At 71.6% G+C, this 17,379-nt stretch carries 14 protein-coding genes; 10 read left to right on the forward strand and 4 right to left on the reverse strand.

Annotation, left to right across the window (positions count from 1 at the left end; translation table 11 throughout):
* Window positions 1–6 precede the first annotated feature (6 nt).
* The 3 genes from CAL24_RS17585 to CAL24_RS17595 all read left to right on the forward strand — a co-directional run bounded on the left by CAL24_RS17585 (window position 7) and on the right by CAL24_RS17595 (window position 3,576).
* Window positions 7–258, forward strand: a complete 252-nt coding sequence (locus tag CAL24_RS17585) for a formate dehydrogenase subunit delta (RefSeq protein WP_028353027.1) — start codon at window positions 7–9, stop codon at window positions 256–258.
* A gap of 134 nt (window positions 259–392) precedes the next feature.
* Entirely contained in the window at window positions 393–1,523 is a 1,131-nt protein-coding gene (locus CAL24_RS17590) for a methyltransferase (RefSeq protein WP_094807402.1), read from the forward strand.
* A gap of 136 nt (window positions 1,524–1,659) precedes the next feature.
* Complete coding sequence (locus CAL24_RS17595) at window positions 1,660–3,576, forward strand: bifunctional metallophosphatase/5'-nucleotidase (RefSeq protein WP_094807403.1); 1,917 nt, start codon at window positions 1,660–1,662, stop codon at window positions 3,574–3,576.
* Window positions 3,577–4,399: 823 nt separating this feature from the next.
* On the opposite strand, the gene CAL24_RS17600 is transcribed toward CAL24_RS17595, so the two are convergent.
* A complete protein-coding gene (locus CAL24_RS17600; protein ID WP_094807404.1) occupies window positions 4,400–5,308 on the reverse strand; it encodes a LysR substrate-binding domain-containing protein in 909 nt (302 codons plus the stop codon).
* Window positions 5,309–5,410: 102 nt separating this feature from the next.
* Here CAL24_RS17600 and CAL24_RS17605 point away from each other — a divergent pair, with 102 nt between their 5' ends.
* The 4 genes from CAL24_RS17605 to CAL24_RS17620 all read left to right on the forward strand — a co-directional run bounded on the left by CAL24_RS17605 (window position 5,411) and on the right by CAL24_RS17620 (window position 13,042).
* Complete coding sequence (locus CAL24_RS17605; RefSeq protein WP_094807405.1) at window positions 5,411–8,953, forward strand: indolepyruvate ferredoxin oxidoreductase family protein; 3,543 nt, start codon at window positions 5,411–5,413, stop codon at window positions 8,951–8,953.
* Between the two features lie 88 nt (window positions 8,954–9,041).
* A complete protein-coding gene (locus tag CAL24_RS17610; protein ID WP_094807406.1) occupies window positions 9,042–9,944 on the forward strand; it encodes a LysR substrate-binding domain-containing protein in 903 nt (300 codons plus the stop codon).
* A gap of 122 nt (window positions 9,945–10,066) precedes the next feature.
* Window positions 10,067–11,041 carry a Bug family tripartite tricarboxylate transporter substrate binding protein gene (locus tag CAL24_RS17615; RefSeq protein WP_094807407.1) on the forward strand — a complete coding sequence of 325 codons (975 nt, stop codon included), beginning with the start codon at window positions 10,067–10,069 and terminating at the stop codon, window positions 11,039–11,041.
* Between the two features lie 12 nt (window positions 11,042–11,053).
* Window positions 11,054–13,042 (forward strand): aconitase family protein, encoded by a 1,989-nt coding sequence (locus tag CAL24_RS17620; protein ID WP_094807408.1) that lies wholly within the window; start codon window positions 11,054–11,056, stop codon window positions 13,040–13,042.
* A 4-nt stretch (window positions 13,043–13,046) separates the two neighbouring features.
* On the opposite strand, the gene CAL24_RS17625 is transcribed toward CAL24_RS17620, so the two are convergent.
* Genes CAL24_RS17625 through CAL24_RS17635 form a run of 3 tightly spaced genes read right to left on the reverse strand, consistent with a single transcriptional unit; the run spans window position 13,047 to window position 14,750 of the window.
* Window positions 13,047–13,607 carry a hypothetical protein gene (locus tag CAL24_RS17625; RefSeq protein WP_094807409.1) on the reverse strand — a complete coding sequence of 187 codons (561 nt, stop codon included), beginning with the start codon at window positions 13,605–13,607 and terminating at the stop codon, window positions 13,047–13,049.
* A 40-nt stretch (window positions 13,608–13,647) separates the two neighbouring features.
* Window positions 13,648–14,178 carry a chromate transporter gene (locus CAL24_RS17630; protein ID WP_028353019.1) on the reverse strand — a complete coding sequence of 177 codons (531 nt, stop codon included), beginning with the start codon at window positions 14,176–14,178 and terminating at the stop codon, window positions 13,648–13,650.
* Window positions 14,175–14,750: a chromate transporter gene (locus CAL24_RS17635; RefSeq protein WP_028353018.1), complete on the reverse strand. Its 576-nt coding sequence runs from the start codon at window positions 14,748–14,750 to the stop codon at window positions 14,175–14,177. Before CAL24_RS17635 ends, CAL24_RS17630 begins: the two co-directional genes overlap by 4 nt.
* 179 nt (window positions 14,751–14,929) lie before the next feature.
* Between CAL24_RS17635 and CAL24_RS17640 the strand changes: the two genes are divergently transcribed.
* The 3 genes from CAL24_RS17640 (at window position 14,930) to hutG (ending at window position 17,371) form a co-directional block, all read left to right on the forward strand.
* The gene (locus tag CAL24_RS17640) at window positions 14,930–15,748 is read left to right on the forward strand and encodes an EamA family transporter (RefSeq protein WP_094807573.1); all 819 of its coding nucleotides are present in this window, start codon (window positions 14,930–14,932) and stop codon (window positions 15,746–15,748) included.
* 72 nt (window positions 15,749–15,820) lie between these two features.
* Window positions 15,821–16,525 carry an SDR family oxidoreductase gene (locus tag CAL24_RS17645; RefSeq protein WP_094807410.1) on the forward strand — a complete coding sequence of 235 codons (705 nt, stop codon included), beginning with the start codon at window positions 15,821–15,823 and terminating at the stop codon, window positions 16,523–16,525.
* A gap of 51 nt (window positions 16,526–16,576) precedes the next feature.
* Entirely contained in the window at window positions 16,577–17,371 is a 795-nt protein-coding gene (gene hutG, locus CAL24_RS17650; RefSeq protein WP_028353015.1) for an N-formylglutamate deformylase, read from the forward strand.
* Window positions 17,372–17,379 lie beyond the last annotated feature (8 nt).

A 17,379-nucleotide genomic window follows, 5' to 3' on the forward strand; every position in this document is an offset into this window, starting at 1 on the left:
ACGCCCATGGACATCGCCAACCTGATCCGCATGGCCAATCGCATCGGCGATTTCTTCGACGCCCTGCCCGACCGCGAAGAAGCGATCGAAGGCGTGGCCGGCCACATCCACAAGTTCTGGGAGCCCCGCATGCGCCGCGCGCTGCTGGATTTCCTCAGCCAGCACGCCGACGGACAGGCGGGCGAGGTGCGCCTGTCCGGGCTGGTGCTGGAAGCCGTCACCCGCCACCGCGCGCGGCTCGCGCCCCGCGCCGCCTGAGGGCGGGCGCCGGCCGGCGCGCCTGCACGGCGTCAAATGGCCCCGGGCGGGCGAAGCCGCGCCACGGCCGGCGCCGGACCCGCGCGGCACGGGAACTGCTACATTGGCGGGCCAGCCGTCCCAATGCCGCCCGCATGTCCATCCCGCCCACCGTCCACTGGATCGAATCCGGCCAACCCCGTTCCGCGCTCTGGCGCTCAGAAAGCGCCGCGCCGCCGCCCGCCCGCATCCAGGTCGCCGACGACCGGCTGCGCGCCGACGCGGCCTACCGGCTGATCTGCGAAGGCACCGCGCTGCTGTGGCGCGGCGACTTCCACAACGCCCGCCAGTTGCTGCAGGCCCTGGCGCGGCGCATCGACAAGAAGCCGCGCAAGCCGGCCGACAATGCCCTGGACGCCTTCAACCGCCACCGCCAGGCGCAGTCGCAGCGCGCGCGCCTGCTGGGCAGCCTGCTGCTGTCGTTCGACGCCGACCACGGGCTGGACCTGCGGCGCGCGCCGGACGTGCGGCAAGCCTGCCTGCAGGCCTACGGCCCGGCCGCCGGTCCGTACCTGGCATCGCTGCGCGAACTGCAGGGCGTGGTCGGCGCGCACGAGTGGCGCAGGAAAGGCGTGCCCATCCCGGCGCTGGGCGGCGCGCGCATCCATCCGCACTATGGCGTCTTCTCGCCGGTGCGCGGCGAATACCTGGACCTGGCGGCGCGCGCGCCGCTGCCGGGCGGCCAGGCCGCGCTGGCCTACGACATCGGCACCGGCACCGGCGTACTGGCCGCCGTGCTGGCGCGCCGCGGCGTCGAGCGCGTGGTCGCCACCGACCAGGGCCCGCGCGCCCTCGCCTGCGCGCGCGACAACCTCGACCGGCTGGGCCTGGGCGCGCGCGTCGAGGTCGTGCAGGCGGATCTCTTCCCGTCCGGCCAGGCGCCCCTGGTCGTCTGCAATCCGCCCTGGCTGCCGGCCCGGCCCAGCTCGCCGGTGGAGCATGCGGTCTACGACCCCGACAGCCGCATGCTGCGCGGCTTCCTGCAAGGGCTGGCGCCGCACCTGGCGCCGCGGGGCGAAGGCTGGCTGATCCTGTCGGACCTGGCCGTGCACCTGGGCCTGCGCCAGGCCGACGAAGTGCCGGCCCTGATCGCCCGGCACGGCCTGCGCGTGCTCGACCGGCTGGATGCGCGCCCGGTGCATCCGCGCGCCTCCGACCCGGACGACCCGCTGCACGCGGCGCGCGCGGCCGAGATCACGTCGCTGTGGCGGCTGGCCGCCGCCTGAGCCGGCGCCCGCACAACCTCGCTGTCATGTTGGCCGCCGTCGCGGCGCGCCGTCACAGTCATGTCCTGTTGCATTCATCGCGGCGTCATCTGCGTCGTCAATCATTCCGCTTCCTTTTCCCATGGCACGCGGAACGATGAAAACCTGGCAGAAAAACACGAGCGCCCTGCTGTTCGGCTCCCTGGCGCTGCTGGCCGGCTGCGGCAGCGGCAGCGATGACGACGACGATGCTCCCCCGCCATCGCCGCCGGCGGCGAGCCGGCCGATGGAGTTGACCATCCTGCACATCAACGACCATCACTCCAACCTGGATGCCAAGTCCCGGACCTTGCAGCTCAAGAACGCCGCCGGCGCCGCCACGGCGGTGAGCGTGGACGCCGGGGGCTTCCCGCGCGTGACGGCCGCCATCGAGGAGCTGGCGGGACAGTCGGCCAATGTACTCAAGCTGCACGCCGGCGATGCCATGACCGGCACGCTGTATTTCAACCGCGCGGGCGAACCCGGCGAAGCCGACGCGGCCCTGATGAATACGGTGTGCTTCGACGCGATGACACTGGGCAACCACGAGTTCGACAAAGGCGACAGCGGCCTGCACCGCTTCATCGAACTGCTGCATGCCGGCGCCTGCCAGACGCCGCTCTTGAGCGCCAACGTCAGCTTTGGCGCCGACTCGCCGCTGAACCCCTCGCGCGCGCCGGGACTGGTGCAGCCGTCGATCGTCGTGCAGCGCGACGGCCAGCCGATCGGCCTGGTCGGCCTGACCATCGCCAACAAGACGCAGCAGTCGTCCAGCCCCGATCCCGGCACCGTGTTCTCGGACGAGACCGCCGCCGCCCAGGAGCAGATCAACGCGCTGCGCGCCCAGGGCGTGAACAAGATCATCGTCATGAGCCACATCGGCTATGGCTACGACAAGCAGGTGATCGCCGGATTGAGCGGCGTGGACGTGGTGGTGGGCGGCGATTCGCATACCCTGCTGGGCCCCGACACCATGTCCGCCTATGGCGTGGGCACGCCGAGCGGCGCCTATCCGACCGAACTGACCGACAAGGACGGCAAGCGGGTCTGCCTGGTGCAAGCCAGGGAATACTCGCAAGTGGTGGGCGAGCTGAAGGTCAGCTTCGACGCCAACGGCGACGTCACCGCCTGCGCGGGCACGCCGCACGTGCTGATCGGCGACGCGCTCGAAGTCGGCGGCACCGCCCCCAACCCGGCCGACGAGGCCGCCATGCGGGCCGACATCGCCGCCAGCGGCTTCCTGCGCGTGCAGGCCCCGGACCCGGAGGCCACCGCGGTGCTGCAGCCGTACAAGGACAAGGTCGACGCCTACAGCCAGAGCGTGGTGGCCTCGGTGCCCGAGGAACTGTGCTCGCGCCGCGTGCCCGGCGGCCCCGGCTCGGTGGATTACGGCCGCTCCAGCGCGGCATGCAACGCGCTGGGCAGCGTCAGCGTGCGGGGCGGCGACATCCAGCAACTGGTGGCGCAAGCCTATGTGGAAGTGGCCAACGCCCTGTACGGCGGCGCCGACATTTCGCTGCAGAGCGGCGGCGGCGTGCGCATCCCGCTGGAAGGCGAGGTGACCGCGGCCCGGGTGATCGAAGTGGTGCCGTTCGGCAACATGCTGTGGCGCCTGGACGTGACCGGCGCCGAGGTCAAGAGCATGCTGGAAGACGGCCTGCAGGCGGTCTACGGCCCGGGCGGCAGCACCGGCCCGTACCCGTACACCGGCGGCCTGCGCTTCGACGTGAACAGCCTGCAGACCCAGGGCAACCGCGTGTCCAACGTGGAAGTGCGCGACGCCGCCACCGGCGCGTGGCAGCCGCTGGATCCGGCCCGCACCTACAAGCTGTTCGTGCTGAGCTTCAACGCCACCGGCGGCGACGGCTACAAGACCCTGGCCAACGTGCCCGCCGAACGCCGCCAGGACATCGGCGTGCTCGACGCCGACGTGCTGCAGACGTACATCGACATGCAGGCCAAGGACGCGAGCGGCTTGCCGGTGCTGCGGAAACTGCCGGTGGAGTTGTATAGCACCAAGAGCTATATCGAGTAGGGGCGCGGTGGTGCCACGGCGGCGGTGAAAGTTCTTCTGGCGTCGGGGCCTGGTCCGGGGAGCGGCCGGGCTTCCGGGGCCGTCCGGGCGCCCTGCGCGCCCGGCGCCGCTTCGTCAACCTCGTCAGCCTGCGGCTTCCTTCGGTTTCCCTCGCTCGGCCCCGAGGCGCCCGGCCGCTCCCCGGACCAGGCCCCGACTCGCGCCAATGCCGATTCCACCATCGACGGGACGGTTGGGGTTCTTGAGCTTCGTGGGTGGCGCTGGGGAGGGAAGAAAAATCGTGCAGTGCCGCGAATCCGGGCCGCCCTGCGCGGCCCGGATTCGCATTCAGGCTCGGAATGGCGGGGGGCGGATCGGGTTTGTGTTGTTGTTGTGGCGGAGTATCGGCGCTCCCTCCGATATTGTCTGCGAGCCTTATCGGTGGCATCCGCAATACGCGGCGCATCGAACAGTTGGGTCAAGATCCACACACGCACTCAGCCCTCTCCCCGCGCCACCGCACGAATGCGTCTGCAAGCCGCGCAGGGCGGCTTGCAGACGCGGCCCCGCAAGACGTTCTTCTTGTCCCCCGACGCCGCGACGAAGGGCCAAGCACGCGGTCGGCCCCGGCGGCGTGGCGGGTTGCAACCGATGCGAGTCGTGGCGGGAGGCGGAGAGCCGGCGGGGCGCCTCGGGGCCGAGCGAGGGAAACCGAAGGAGCGTAGCGACGAGGTTGACGAAGCGGCGCCGGGCGCGCAGGGCGCCCGGACGGCCCCGGAAGCCCCGCCGGCTCTCCGCCTCCCGCCACGACGCCATGAGAAAACCCACCCTCCACGGCCCAAAGTCACTGCCACCCACACGCATGGATCATGAATTGCCGCGCCGCTTCGGCCGGCCTGGCCAGCGCCGCGCGCGGATGCCAGATCAAGCCCGCTTCCATGGGCGGCACAGCATCGGCGATCGGCACTGCCTCGATCTTCTTGCCCTCCAGCGACCACGGCCGGTACACCATGTCCGATAGCACGGTCACCCCGAAGCCGTGCGCTACCAGGCCGCGCAAGGCTTCCATCGAACGAGTGCGGAAAGCGATGTCGGGCCGCAGGCCGTGCCGTTGCCAGTACGCCAGCGTGGAGCGCTCGCCCTCGTCCATCTCCAGCAGGATGTACGGGCATGCCGCGATGTCCGCCAGGGTGGGCACCGGCCGCGCCAGCAGCGGGTGCCCGGCCGCCGCCCACAACTGGCGCCGCGAGCGCACCAGCACGTGGTGGCCGAAGCGGGCACGCCTGTCCATGTTGGACACCAGGGCCACGCCCAGCTCCACCTCGCCGCTGGCCACGGCGGCTTCGATGGCCGGGCGGTCCATGTCGACCAGGTCCAGCACCACGTCCGGATAGCGCTTGCGGAAACGCGCCAGCAGTTCGGGCAGGAAATAGCCCAGCACCGTATACGACGCCGCAATACGCACCGAGCCGCGCAGCGCGTAGCGCTGGAAGCCGGGCTCGCGCAGGGCGTCGTCGAGCGTGTCCAGCACTTCGCGGGCGCGCTGGTGGAAATTGTGGCCCTCCGGCGTCAGGGTGACGCCGTGCGGATGGCGGTCGAACAGCCGCACGCCCAATTGCCCTTCCAGCGCCAGGATGGCGTTGGTGACCGCCGACTGGGACACGTGCTCGTCGGTGGCGGCCATCGACAGGCGGCCTGTGCGGGCCGCCGCGACGAAGTAGCGCAACTGGCGCAGCGTGACATCCTTGGACATATATTTTCCACATACCTGCTAGCTGAATATATGAATATACGATAACCAGGCGGCTCTCTACACTGCCGGAAAAAACACTCATCCGGCCACGAGGAGACACGCATGAACGCCCCCTTCCCCGCCGGCGCGGCCGGCCTGCCCGCCCCCGCCCTGGACGACAAATACACCCTGGACACCGGCCGCATCTACCTGAGCGGCACCCAGGCGCTGGTCAAACTGCCGCTGCTGCAGCGGTCGCGCGACCGCCTGGCCGGACTCAATACCGCCGGCTACATATCGGGCTACCGGGGTTCGCCCCTGGGCGGCCTGGACCTGGCGCTGTGGAAAGCCAAGCACCACTTGCAGGCGCACGACGTGGTGTTCCAGCCGGGCCTGAACGAGGACCTGGCCGCCACCGCGGTCTGGGGCACCCAGCAGCTCAACCTGTTCCCCGGCGCCACGCGCGACGGCGTATTCGGCATGTGGTACGGCAAGGGGCCCGGCGTGGACCGCTCCATCGACGTGCTCAAGCACGCCAATTCGGCCGGCACCGCGCCCCACGGCGGCGTGCTGCTGCTGGCCGGCGACGACCATGCGGCCAAATCCTCGTCGGTGGCGCACCAGTCGGAGCACGTGCTGATCGCCAGCGGCATTCCGGTGCTGTACCCCTCGAACGTCCAGGAATACCTGGACTACGGGCTGCACGGCTGGGCCATGAGCCGCTACACCGGCTTGTGGGTGGCCATGAAGTGCGTGACCGACGTGGTCGAATCGAGCGCCTCGGTGGAAGTCGACCCCGCGCGCGTGCGCGTGGTCCTGCCGGACGAGCCGCTGCCCGATGGCGGCCTGAACATCCGCTGGCCGGATACGCCGCTGGCCCAGGAAGCGCGGCTGCTGGACCACAAGTGGTATGCGGCGCTGGCCTACGTGCGCGCCAACCGGCTGAACCGGGTGGTGCTGGACAGCCCGACGGCGCATTTCGGCATCATGACGGCGGGCAAGGCCTACCTGGACGTGCGCCAGGCGCTCAACGACCTGGGCCTGGACGAGGCGGCCTGCCGGGCGGCGGGCATCCGGCTCATGAAGGTGGGCTGCATCTGGCCGCTCGACGCGCAGGACGCGCGCGCCTTCGCCACCGGCCTGAAGGAAATCCTGGTCGTCGAGGAAAAACGCCAGATCCTCGAATATGCCCTCAAGGAAGAGCTCTACAACTGGCGCGACGATGTGCGGCCGCGCGTGTACGGCAAATTCGACGAGCGCGACAACGGCGGCGGCGAATGGTCCACCCCTCGCGGCGGCTGGCTGCTGCCGGCGCGCCATGAACTGTCGCCCGCGCTGATCGCGCGCGCCATCGCGGCGCGGCTCGACAAGGCCGGCCTGCCGGCGGCGCTGCGCGCCCGCATCGCGGCGCGCCTGGCGGTGATCGACGCGAAAGAACGCGAGGCGGCGCGGCCGGTCCTGACCGAGGAGCGCAAGCCGTGGTTCTGCTCCGGATGCCCGCACAACACTTCCACGCGGGTGCCGGAAGGCTCGCGCGCGGTGGCGGGCATCGGCTGCCACTACATGGCGATGTGGATGGACCGCAATACCGACACCTTCAGCCAGATGGGCGGCGAAGGCGTGGCCTGGCTGGGCCAGAAGGACTTCACCACGGAACGCCACATCTTCGCCAACCTGGGCGACGGCACCTACTTCCATTCGGGCCTGCTGGCGATCCGCGCGGCAGTGGCGGCGCGCGCGCCCATCACCTACAAGATCCTCTACAACGACGCGGTGGCCATGACGGGCGGCCAGCCGGTGGACGGGGTGCTGACCGTGCCGCAGATCGCCGCGCAGGTGCGGGCCGAAGGCGTGGCGCGGGTCGTCGTGGTGACCGACGAGCCGGACAAGTACGCGCGCGGGCCGGCCCTGCCCGCCGGCGTGGCTGTCCATCACCGCAGCGCGCTCGACGCGGTGCAGCGCGAACTGCGCGAGATCGCGGCCACCACCGTGCTCATCTACGACCAGACCTGTGCCACCGAGAAGCGCCGTCGCCGCAAGCGCGGCACGTATCCGGCGGCGCCGCGCCGCGCCTACATCAACCCGGCGGTGTGCGAGGGCTGCGGCGACTGCTCGGTGCAGTCCAACTGCCTGTCGGTGGAGCCGCTCGATACGCCGATGGGCACCAAGCGGCGCATCAACCAATCCTCCTGCAACAGCGACTATGCCTGCGTGGACGGCTTCTGCCCGAGCTTCGTCACGGCCGAGGGCGCGGTCGTGCGCAAGGCGCGCGGGGCCTCCGCCGCGGCCGAGCCGGCCGCGACGCCGCTGCCGCCGCCCGCCGCCATCGAGGCGGGCGGCGCCTACCGGCTGGTGGTGGCCGGCGTGGGCGGCACCGGCGTGGTCACCATCGGCGCGCTGCTGGGCGCCGCCGCGCACATCGAGGGCAAGGGCGTCACGGTGCTGGACATGGCGGGCCTGGCCCAGAAAGGCGGGGCGGTGCACAGCCACGTGCAGCTCGCCAACCGTCCCGAAGACCTGTACGCCACGCGCGTCGCGGTGGGCGAGGCCGACCTGGTGATCGGCTGCGACGCCTTGACCGCGGCATCGCCCGAAGTGCTGTCGCGGCTGCGGCCCGAGCACGGCCGGGCGGTGGTCAACAGCACCGCCGCGCCCACGGCGAGCTTCCTGGCGCAGCCGGCCTGGCGCTTTCCCGGCGCGCAGGCGGAGCAGGCGCTGCGCCGAAGCACCGGCGGCCATTGCGATTTCATCGACGCCGGCCGACTGGCCGAGACCCTGCTGGGCGACGCCATCTACGCCAACCCGCTGCTGCTCGGCTACGCCTGGCAGCAGGGCGGCCTGCCGCTGGCCTGCGACAGCCTGCGCCGCGCCATCGCCCTGAACGGCGTCGCGGTGGAAAAGAACCTGGCGGCGTTCGAGATCGGCCGCCAGGCGGCGCATTGCGGCGCGGCGTCGCTGCTGCCGGCGGCGCCGGCGCGCGTGGTGGCCATGCCGGAATCGCTCGACGCGCTGGTGCGGCGCCTGTCGGCCCACCTGCGCGCCTACCAGGACGAGGCCCATGCGGCGCGCTACCGCGCCGCCGTCGAGGCGGTGCGCGCGCGCGAGTCGCAGTTGCCCGGCGCGGGCCGGCTGGAGGTCACGCTGGCGGTGGCCCGCAACCTGGCCCGGCTGATGAGCTACAAGGACGAGTACGAAGTCGCGCGCCTGCATGCCGATCCCGCGTTCAAGGACGGCCTGCGCGAGCAGTTCGAGGGCGAACCGGGCCGCGACTACCGCCTGACCTACTATCTGGCGCCGCCGTTGCTGGCGCGGCGCGACGCCCAGGGCAAGCCGCGCAAGCGCGCGTTCGGGCCATGGATCGAGTATGCGTTCCGCGCGCTCGCGCCGCTCAAGCGCCTGCGGGGCACCCGGCTCGACCTGTTCGGACAGACCGCCGAGCGGCGCCTGGAACGCCGGCTGATGGAGGACTACCTGGAGCTGGCGGCGGAGTTCGCCGGCACGCTACGCGCGGACAACCGCGACGTGGCGCGCGAGCTGGCGACGTTGCCCGACACCATACGCGGCTACGGGCATGTAAAGGAACGCAGCATGGACCGGGCGCAGGCGCGCCGGGCCGCGCTGCTGCGGCGCTATCGCGGCGAGCCGCCGGCCAGCCTGGCGGCCTGAGGCCGCGCGGGCGGCGCGCCTTGGCATCCGGCCGGCGCGCCGCCCTGTAGTACGATGGCCCGCTACCGGTCGCCGGCAGGGGCCCGCCATGGAAAACATCCTCCGCAAACTCGACTTCACCACGCTGCGCCTGTTCGTCACCGTCTGCCAGGAGAACAGCATCGCGCGCGCGGCGGAGCGCGAGTTCATCGCGCATTCCGCCGTCAGCCGCCGCATCGCCGACATGGAATCGCTGGTGGGGCTGCCATTGATCACGCGGCACACGCGCGGGGTCGCCATCACGCCGGCCGGCCAGACGGTGTTGCGCCACGCCCGCCGGATCATCGGCGACGTCGAGGCCATGGGTGCCGAGCTGTCGCGGCTGTACGCCGGCGTGAAAGGCCACGTGCGCGTGGTGGCCAACCTGTCGGCCATCGTGCAGTTCCTGCCCGAAGACGTGGCCGCCTTCCAGCGCCTGTTCCCCGAAGTCGACATCGACCTCGAAGAGCAGCACAGCCCCGACGTGCTGCGCCTGGTGCGCGAACGGGCCGCCGACTTCGGCATCTGCAACCGGATCGCCGGTGCGCAGGGGCTGGAGCTGCTGCCGTATCGCCGCGACCGGCTGGCCGTCATGCTGCCGGCCGGCCATCCCAAGGCGGCGGCGCGCCAGCTCAGCCTGCGCGATATCGCCCAGGAGACGTTCGTCGGCCTGCGCGAGAACAGCGCGCTGACGCAGTTGCTGGCCGCCCAGGCGCAGGCGCTGGACACCACGCTGGCCGTGAAGATCCGCGTGGCGAGCCTGGACGCCTTGTGCCGCATGGCGCATGCGGGGCTAGGCATCGCGATCATGCCGCAACAAGTGGCCGAACTCTATTTGCAGGCGCTCGATGTCGCGGTGCGGCCGCTGGCCGATGCCTGGGCGCAGCGCGAGATCTGCATCGTGCATTCCGGCGCGGCCCAGCTGTCGGCCACGGCCGGGGCGCTGGTGCGCTTCCTGACCCAGCAGCCCTGATGCCGCGTTTCGCGGCAGCCGGCGTGCCGAAACGGTACTTCGGCGCACCGCGGCGACTCTCTATATTGCCAACCCAGGCGTGGGCGCGCAGACCCCGCCACGAGAGCAATGGAGACAACGCAATGACCACAGCCAGATTCCTGGCGGGCTGCATGCTCGCCCTCGGCGCCCTGGGCCAGGCACTGCCGGCGCTGGCCGCCGGCTACCCCGAGCGCGCCATCCGCCTGATCGTGCCGACCTCGCCCGGCTCGACCGCCGATGTGGTGGCGCGGGTCGTCGCCGAGAGCCTGGGCAAGGAACTGGGCCAGGCGCTGATCGTCGAGAACCTGTCGGGGGCCGCCGGCATCCCGGGCACGCGCCAGCTGGTGTCGGCCCGGCCGGACGGCTACACGCTGGGCATGGTGTCGTCCAACCACGCCATCAACCCGAGCCTGTATCGCAGCATGCCCTACGACGCGGTGCGCGACGTCACCCCGATCTCCATCATCGGCACGACGCCGCTGGTGCTGGTAGTGGCGCAGGACTCGCCGTATCGCAGCATCGGCGACCTGCTGCAGGCCGCGCGGGCGCAGCCCGGCAAGATCAACTACGGTTCGTCGGGCACCGGCAGCGTGCTGCACCTGGCGGGCGAGCTGCTGAAGGCCAAGGCGGGCATCGACATGATGCACATCCCCTACCGGGGCGGCAATGCGCTCATCACCGATGTCATGTCGGGACAAGTCCAGACGGCGTTCCTGGCGGTGCCTTCGGTGGTGGCGCAGATCCAGGCCGGCCAGCTGCGCGCCCTGGCCGTCAGCACGCCGCAGCGCGTGCCGGTCCTGCCCGGCGTGCCGACGCTGGACGAGTCCGGCGTGCGGGACTATTCCTACGATGCCTGGATCGCCCTGATCGGCCCGGCCGGCCTGCCGGCCGATATCGTGCGCCAATTGCAGGCGGCGACGCAGCAGACCATGCGCGCGCCCCAGGTGACCGGCACGCTCGGACCGCAGGGCTTTGTTTCGCTGGGCAGCAGCACCCGCCACGCCGACGACACGCTGGCCGCGGAGATCGCCAGGACCAGGACCCTGGTGAGCGCCGCGGGCATCGCCCCCGAATAACCACGGCACCCCATGAGCGAGATTTTTTCCGTAGACGGACCGGCGCGGCTGCTGTTGCTGTCGCGCGACCCCGCCCGCATCGCGGCGCAGCTGGCCGGCCAGGCGCTGGCCCTGTGCGACGCCGCGCCGCTGCGCGACGATATCTCGACCGACGAGATCACGCCGCTGCCGATCATGACGCATTTCGACGAGCAACTGGGCCGCTATCCCTATACCGGCCTGCTGGTCGGCGGCGCGCGCCCCATCGGGGTGGACGCCATCCGGCAGGCGGGCATCAACGTGATCGTGGCGGGCAAGCGCTATGGCAAGGGCTCATCGCGCGAGCACAGCCCCATGGCGGAAAAATCGGCCGGCGTGCGGCTGGTGATCGCCGAGAGCTTCGAGCGCATCTACCGGCAGAACGCCGACAACATCGGGCTGTACACCAGCACCGACCTGGGGCTGGTCGAGCGCCTGCGGCGCGGCGAGGCCATCGCCGTGGACGAACTGGTCGCCGGACGCGACGCGCTGGCGGCCGCCATCGTGCGCGCCGGCGGCCTGCTGGCCTTCGGCCAGGCCGAGCTGCATGGCGGGCAGCCCGCGCCGGCGCCGCGCGCGGCAGCGGCGGCAGAGCCGCCGCGCACCCTATTCGAGAAAATCGTGCGGCGCCACCTGCTGGCGACCCCGGTCACGCCGGCCGATCCCGGCCAGGGCGACGGCGTGTTCATCCAGGCCGACTGGCGCTTCATCCACGAGTACTACACCGGCATGGCGGCGCACCTGCTGCGCGGGCGCTTCGGCCGGCAGCCGCGCCTGGCGGATCCGGCCCGCATCGTCGTGTTCGAGGACCACACCTCGTACGTGGAAGAAAGCCCCAATCACGTCCGCATGGGCATCGTCCCGCAGGTGCGCGCCATGTGCCAGGCGCAGAGGGACTTCGTCCGGACCCACGGTCTGCGGCAGCACCGCACGCTGACCGAGGCCGAGGCCGCGCGCGACGCCGGCGGCAATGCCGCGGGCATTTCGCACGCCATGATGACCGAGCACTATGCGCTGCCGGGCCAGATCGTGGTGGGCACCGACTCGCACACGCCGCACAGCGGCGCCCTGGGCTGCGTGGCGTTCGGCGTGGGCACCACCGACATGGCCAACGCCTTCGTCACCGGCGCGGTCCGGCTGGCCCTGCCCGCCTCGCTGCGCGTGGAACTCGCCGGCGCGCTGCCGCCCGGCGTGACGGCCAAGGACGTGGTGCTGCACCTGCTGGCCCTGCCCGAGATCCGCGCTGGCGCGGGCGTCGGCAAAGTCTTCGAGTTCGTCGGCGAGGCCGTCGAAGCGATGTCCATCGACGAACGGGCCACCCTGACCAACATGACGGCCGAGCTGGGCGGCCTGACCGGCATCGTGGCGCCGGACCAGCAGACCCTGCGCTTCCTGCGCGAGCGGCGCGGCGTGGCGATGACGCTCGAACCCTGGATGCGCAGCGATCCGGACGCCGCCTACGCGGGGCGGCTGCGCGTCGATTGCGCCGCGCTATCGCCCATGGTCGCGGCGCCGGGCGACCCCGGCAACGGCGTGCCGCTGGCGCAGCTGCGGGACCGGCCCCGGGTCGACATCGCGTATGGCGGCTCCTGCACGGCCGGCAAGCGCGAGGACTTCGACCACTACCACGAGGTGCTGGCCTGGGCGCTGGCGCGCGGCCTGCGCCTGCCGCCGGGCGTGACACTGTACCTGCAATACGGCACCACGGCCGTGCGCGATTACTGCGTGGCGCGCGGCTATCACCGCACCTTCGCCGCCATCGGCGCGCGCATCCTCCAGCCGTCGTGCGGCGCCTGCGCCAATTGCGGGCCGGGCTCCTCGACCGCGCCCGAGCAGATAACCGTCAGCGCCATCAATCGCAATTTCCCCGGCCGCTCGGGCCCGGGCAGCGTATGGCTGGCCAGCCCGCCCACCGTGATGGCCAGCGCGCTGGCCGGCGAACTGCTGTCGTACGCCGAACTGCGCGCCCGCCACGCGCCCTGACGCCTCAGGACGCGGGCGCCTGCGCGGTGTGGCGCCGCGCCATCAGCACGATGCCGTCGGTATCGACGTAGGCCCAGTCGCCGTCGCGCACGTCCAGCCCATGCAAGGTGATGGCGTCGCGCGGCAGCGCGGGCGCCATGGCGGCCGGCCGGTTCGGCATGGCGCCCAGGGCATGCACGCCGAGCGGCAACCGCGCCAGCGTGGCGGTATCGCGCACGTAGCCGTGGACCAGCACGCCGCTCCAGCCATTCTGCACCGCCATGCAGGCCATGCGGTCGCCGAAGACGGCATGCGCCGCGTTGCCCAGCGCATCCACCACCAGTACGCGCCCCGCCCCGGGGCCGGCCAGCACGCCGGCCAGCGACAGCGCCCCGTCGGGACCGGGCGCCGCGACGACCTGCACCTGCCCGAAGTACCACTCGCGGCCGCCATAGGAGCGGTACACGGGCGGCAGCACGCGCAGCCCGCAGGCGGGGTCGCGCAAGGCCGCGTCGCATAGATCGGCGGTGGACCAGGTGACGTCCGGCGCGTTGCCGTAGCTGGGAGGGGTGAAGGAATCCGACATGGACGAGCCTTTGAGTAGTTGGCGGCGGGGCAGGCGCCGTTCAGGGCTGGCCGATGCCGGTGAGGCCGACCAGCGCGCCCACCAGCAGCATCCACAGGGGATGCACGCGGGTGTACAGCGTGACCAGCGCCACCAGCGCCGTGATGCCGCCCAGCATCCAGGTGTGCACCGAGGCCTCGGTGATGAGCGCCGCGCTGGCGGCCATCAGCCCGGCGGTCATGGGGAAGATGCCGGCCTGCACCACGCGGCGCCAGGGCTTGTCCTTGAAGCGTTCCCACAGCCCCAGCGCGACGACGGCCAGCACCGAGGACGGGCCGAACTTGGCGATGGAGGTGACCAGCGCGCCTTGCCAGCCGGCCACGTGCCAGCCCACCAGCGTCACGATCATCAGGTTGGGCCCCGGCGCGGCCTGGCTCAGCGCGAACAGCGCGCTGAAATCGGCGGCCGACATCCACTGGTGCACTTCGACCACCTGCCGCTGCATTTCGGGCAGGATGGTGTTGCCGCCGCCGAAGGCCAATACCGACAGCTGGGTGAAGATCACCAGCAGCGAAATCAGTACCGGGGTCATCGCGTCGTCCTCCAGGTCAGGAAGATGCTGAGCGGCGTCAGCACCAGCATGGTCGGCAAGAGCGGCAGGCGCAGCACGGCGATGCCGACGAAGCAGGCCAGCGCCACCGCGATGCCGGCCCATTTGCCGCGCAGCGGCCGCGCGATCTTCACCGCCATGGAGATCAGCAGGCCGGCGGCCGCGGCGGCCAGGCCGGCGAACAGGTGCTGGATGCGCGGGTCGTCGGCATAGCGCTGGTACACCATGCCCAGCGCGATCACGATCAGCGAGGGCGCGGCGATCAGCCCCATCAGCGCCGCGAACGCCCCCTTGGGGCCGCGGAACTTCATGCCGAGCGCCACCGACATGTTGATGATGTTGCCGCCCGGCAGGAACTGGCACAGCCCCAGCAGCTCGGTGAAGTCCTCTGGCGATAGCCAGCGGTTCTTCTCGACCACCATGTGGCGGGCCAGCGGCAGGGCGCCGCCGAAGGCGCTCAGCCCGAGCCAGAAGAAACCTTTGAAAAGCGCCCAGGAAGTGGGCGGGGAAGCGAGAGCGGCGGCGTCGGGGCCGGCGGGAGGCGAGGCGTTCATGATGGGCGGCTGTTGACAGGGGCCAAAGCCTACTCCTGCGCGCGCCGGATCGCAATCGCCCGGCACGCCTGCCGTAGAATGGCGGGCCGGCCGCCTTCTGCGGCCGGCCGCGCAGCATGCCCACCTCCGCCTCCCGCCTTTCCTCGCCGCTCTACCCCGTCGTCCTGCTGATGATCGCCATGGTCTCCATGCAGGGCGGCGCGGCGCTCGCCAAGAGCCTGTTCCCGGCGGTCGGCGCGCCCGGCACGGCGGCCCTGCGCCTGCTGTTCTCGGCGCTGATGCTGCTGGCCTATTTCCGGCCGTGGCGCCTCCGCCTGGCGCCCTCGGGATGGCGCCTGATCGTGGCCTACGGGCTGGCGCTCGGCGCCATGAACCTGCTGTTCTACCTGTCGCTGCGCACCATCCCGCTGGGCATCGCGGTGGCGCTGGAGTTCACCGGCCCGCTGGCGGTGGCGCTGCTTGCCTCGCGGCGGCTGGCCGACTTCGGCTGGATCGCGCTGGCGGCGGCCGGCCTGTTGCTGCTGGTCCCGCACGGCGCCGACATCCGCACGCTCGACCCGGCCGGCATGGCCTATGCGCTGGCCGCCGGCCTGTGCTGGGCGCTGTACATCGTGTTCGGCCGGCGCGCCGCGCTGCGCCACGGCACGCACAGCGTGGCGCTGGCGGCCTGCGTGGCGGCCGCGGCGGTGCTGCCGTTCGGCCTGGCGCACGCCGGGCCGGGCATGTTCGCGCCCGCTATCCTGCCGCTGGCCATCGGCGTGGCGATCCTCTCCAGCTCGCTGCCCTATGCGCTGGAGATCACCGTGCTGGCCCGCATGCCGGTGCGCACCTTCGGCACGCTGCTCAGCCTGGAGCCGGTGTTCGCCGCGCTGTCGGGGCTGGTGTTCCTGGGCGAGGCGCTGACGCTCATGCAGTGGGCGGCCGTGGCGGCCATCGTGGCGGCCTCGGCCGGCATCACGGCGGGCAGCCGGCCCGCGCCGCCCCGCCAGCCGGATTGACGCGGGTTTATCATGGCACCGACCGGCCGGCCGCGCCCGGCCTGCTTCCCCATTTTCCCTACAGGAGCTGACATGTCCAATCAGAAAGTCGCGCTGATCACCGCCGGTGGCAGCGGCATGGGCGCCGCGGCGGCGCGCAAGCTGGCCGAGGACGGCTTCCAGGTCGCCATCCTGTCGTCGTCGGGCAAGGGCGAGGCCCTGGCCGCCGAACTGGGCGGGCTGGGCGTGACCGGCTCCAACCTGAAGCCGGACGACATCGCCCGGCTGGTCGATGGCGCCATGCAGCGCTGGGGCCGCATCGACGCGGTCGTCAACAGCGCCGGCCACGGCCCGAAGGGCAAGCTGCTGGACATTCCCGACGCCGACTGGCAGCTCGGCATGGAATACTACCTGCTGAACGTGGTGCGCATCGCGCGGCTGGTCACGCCCATCATGCAGCGGCAGCGCGCCGGCGCGTTCGTCAATATCTCCACCTACGCCACCTTCGAGCCCGAAGCGCTGTTTCCCACCTCGGGCGTGTTCCGTGCCGGCCTGGCGGCCTTCACCAAGGTCTATGCCGACGACTACGCCGCCGACAATATCCGCATGAACAACGTGCTGCCCGGCTTCATCGACAGCCTGCCCGAAAAAGACGACCGCCGCCGGCGCATTCCCATGGGCCGCTACGGCCGCGCCGACGAAGTCGCCGAGCTGATCGCCTTCCTGGCCTCGGACCGGTCCAGCTACATCACCGGGCAGAACATCCGCATCGACGGCGGCATCACCCGCTCGGTCTAGGGCCCGGGGCGACCCGCCATCCCGATTTCTTTCACTGCAACACCCGCACGCATGACCACGCTTTACACCCTCGCCCGCGGCGACGCGCCGCTTGTCATCAACATCCCGCACGTCGGCACCTGGGTGCCCACCGAGCTGCGCCCGCTCATGACCGCGCAGGCGCTGGGCGTGCCGGACACCGACTGGCACGTGGACCGCCTGTACGACTTCGCGCGCGCGCGCGGCGCGACCCTGATGGCCGCCACCCATTCGCGCTACGTGGTCGACCTGAACCGCGACCCGGAAGGCGCGGCGCTCTATCCCGGCGCCTCGAACACCGAACTGTGCCCCACCGGCCGGTTCGACGGCGGCCCGGTCTGGCGCGACGGCGTGGCGGCCGACCCCCTGCTCGACGTGGCGGCCCGCCGGCGTGCCTACTTCGACCCCTACCATGCACAACTGCGGGCCGAACTGGACCGCGTGCACGCGCGCCACGGCTACGTGGTGCTGCTGGACGGCCATTCGATCATCTCGCGCTGCGCGCGCTTCTTCGAGGGCCGCCTGCCCGACCTGAACCTGGGCACGGCCGACGGCGCGAGCTGCGCCGCCTCGCTGCAGGACGCGGCGGCGCGCGTGCTGGCCGCCGCGCCGGCGTTCTCCCATGTGGTCAACGGCCGTTTCAAGGGCGGCTGGATCACCCGCCACTACGGCCGGCCGCAAGACGGGTATCACGCCCTGCAACTGGAAATGGCGCTCGAGGCCTACATGACCGAAGCCGAGCCCTATCATTGGGATGCGCAGCGGGCCGAGCCGCTGATCGGCGTGCTGCGCGCGCTGGTCGACGCGCTGCTGGCGTGGCGGCCCTGAGCCGCGCG

Source organism: Bordetella genomosp. 2 (assembly GCF_002261345.1).
Taxonomy (GTDB): domain Bacteria; phylum Pseudomonadota; class Gammaproteobacteria; order Burkholderiales; family Burkholderiaceae_B; genus Bordetella_A.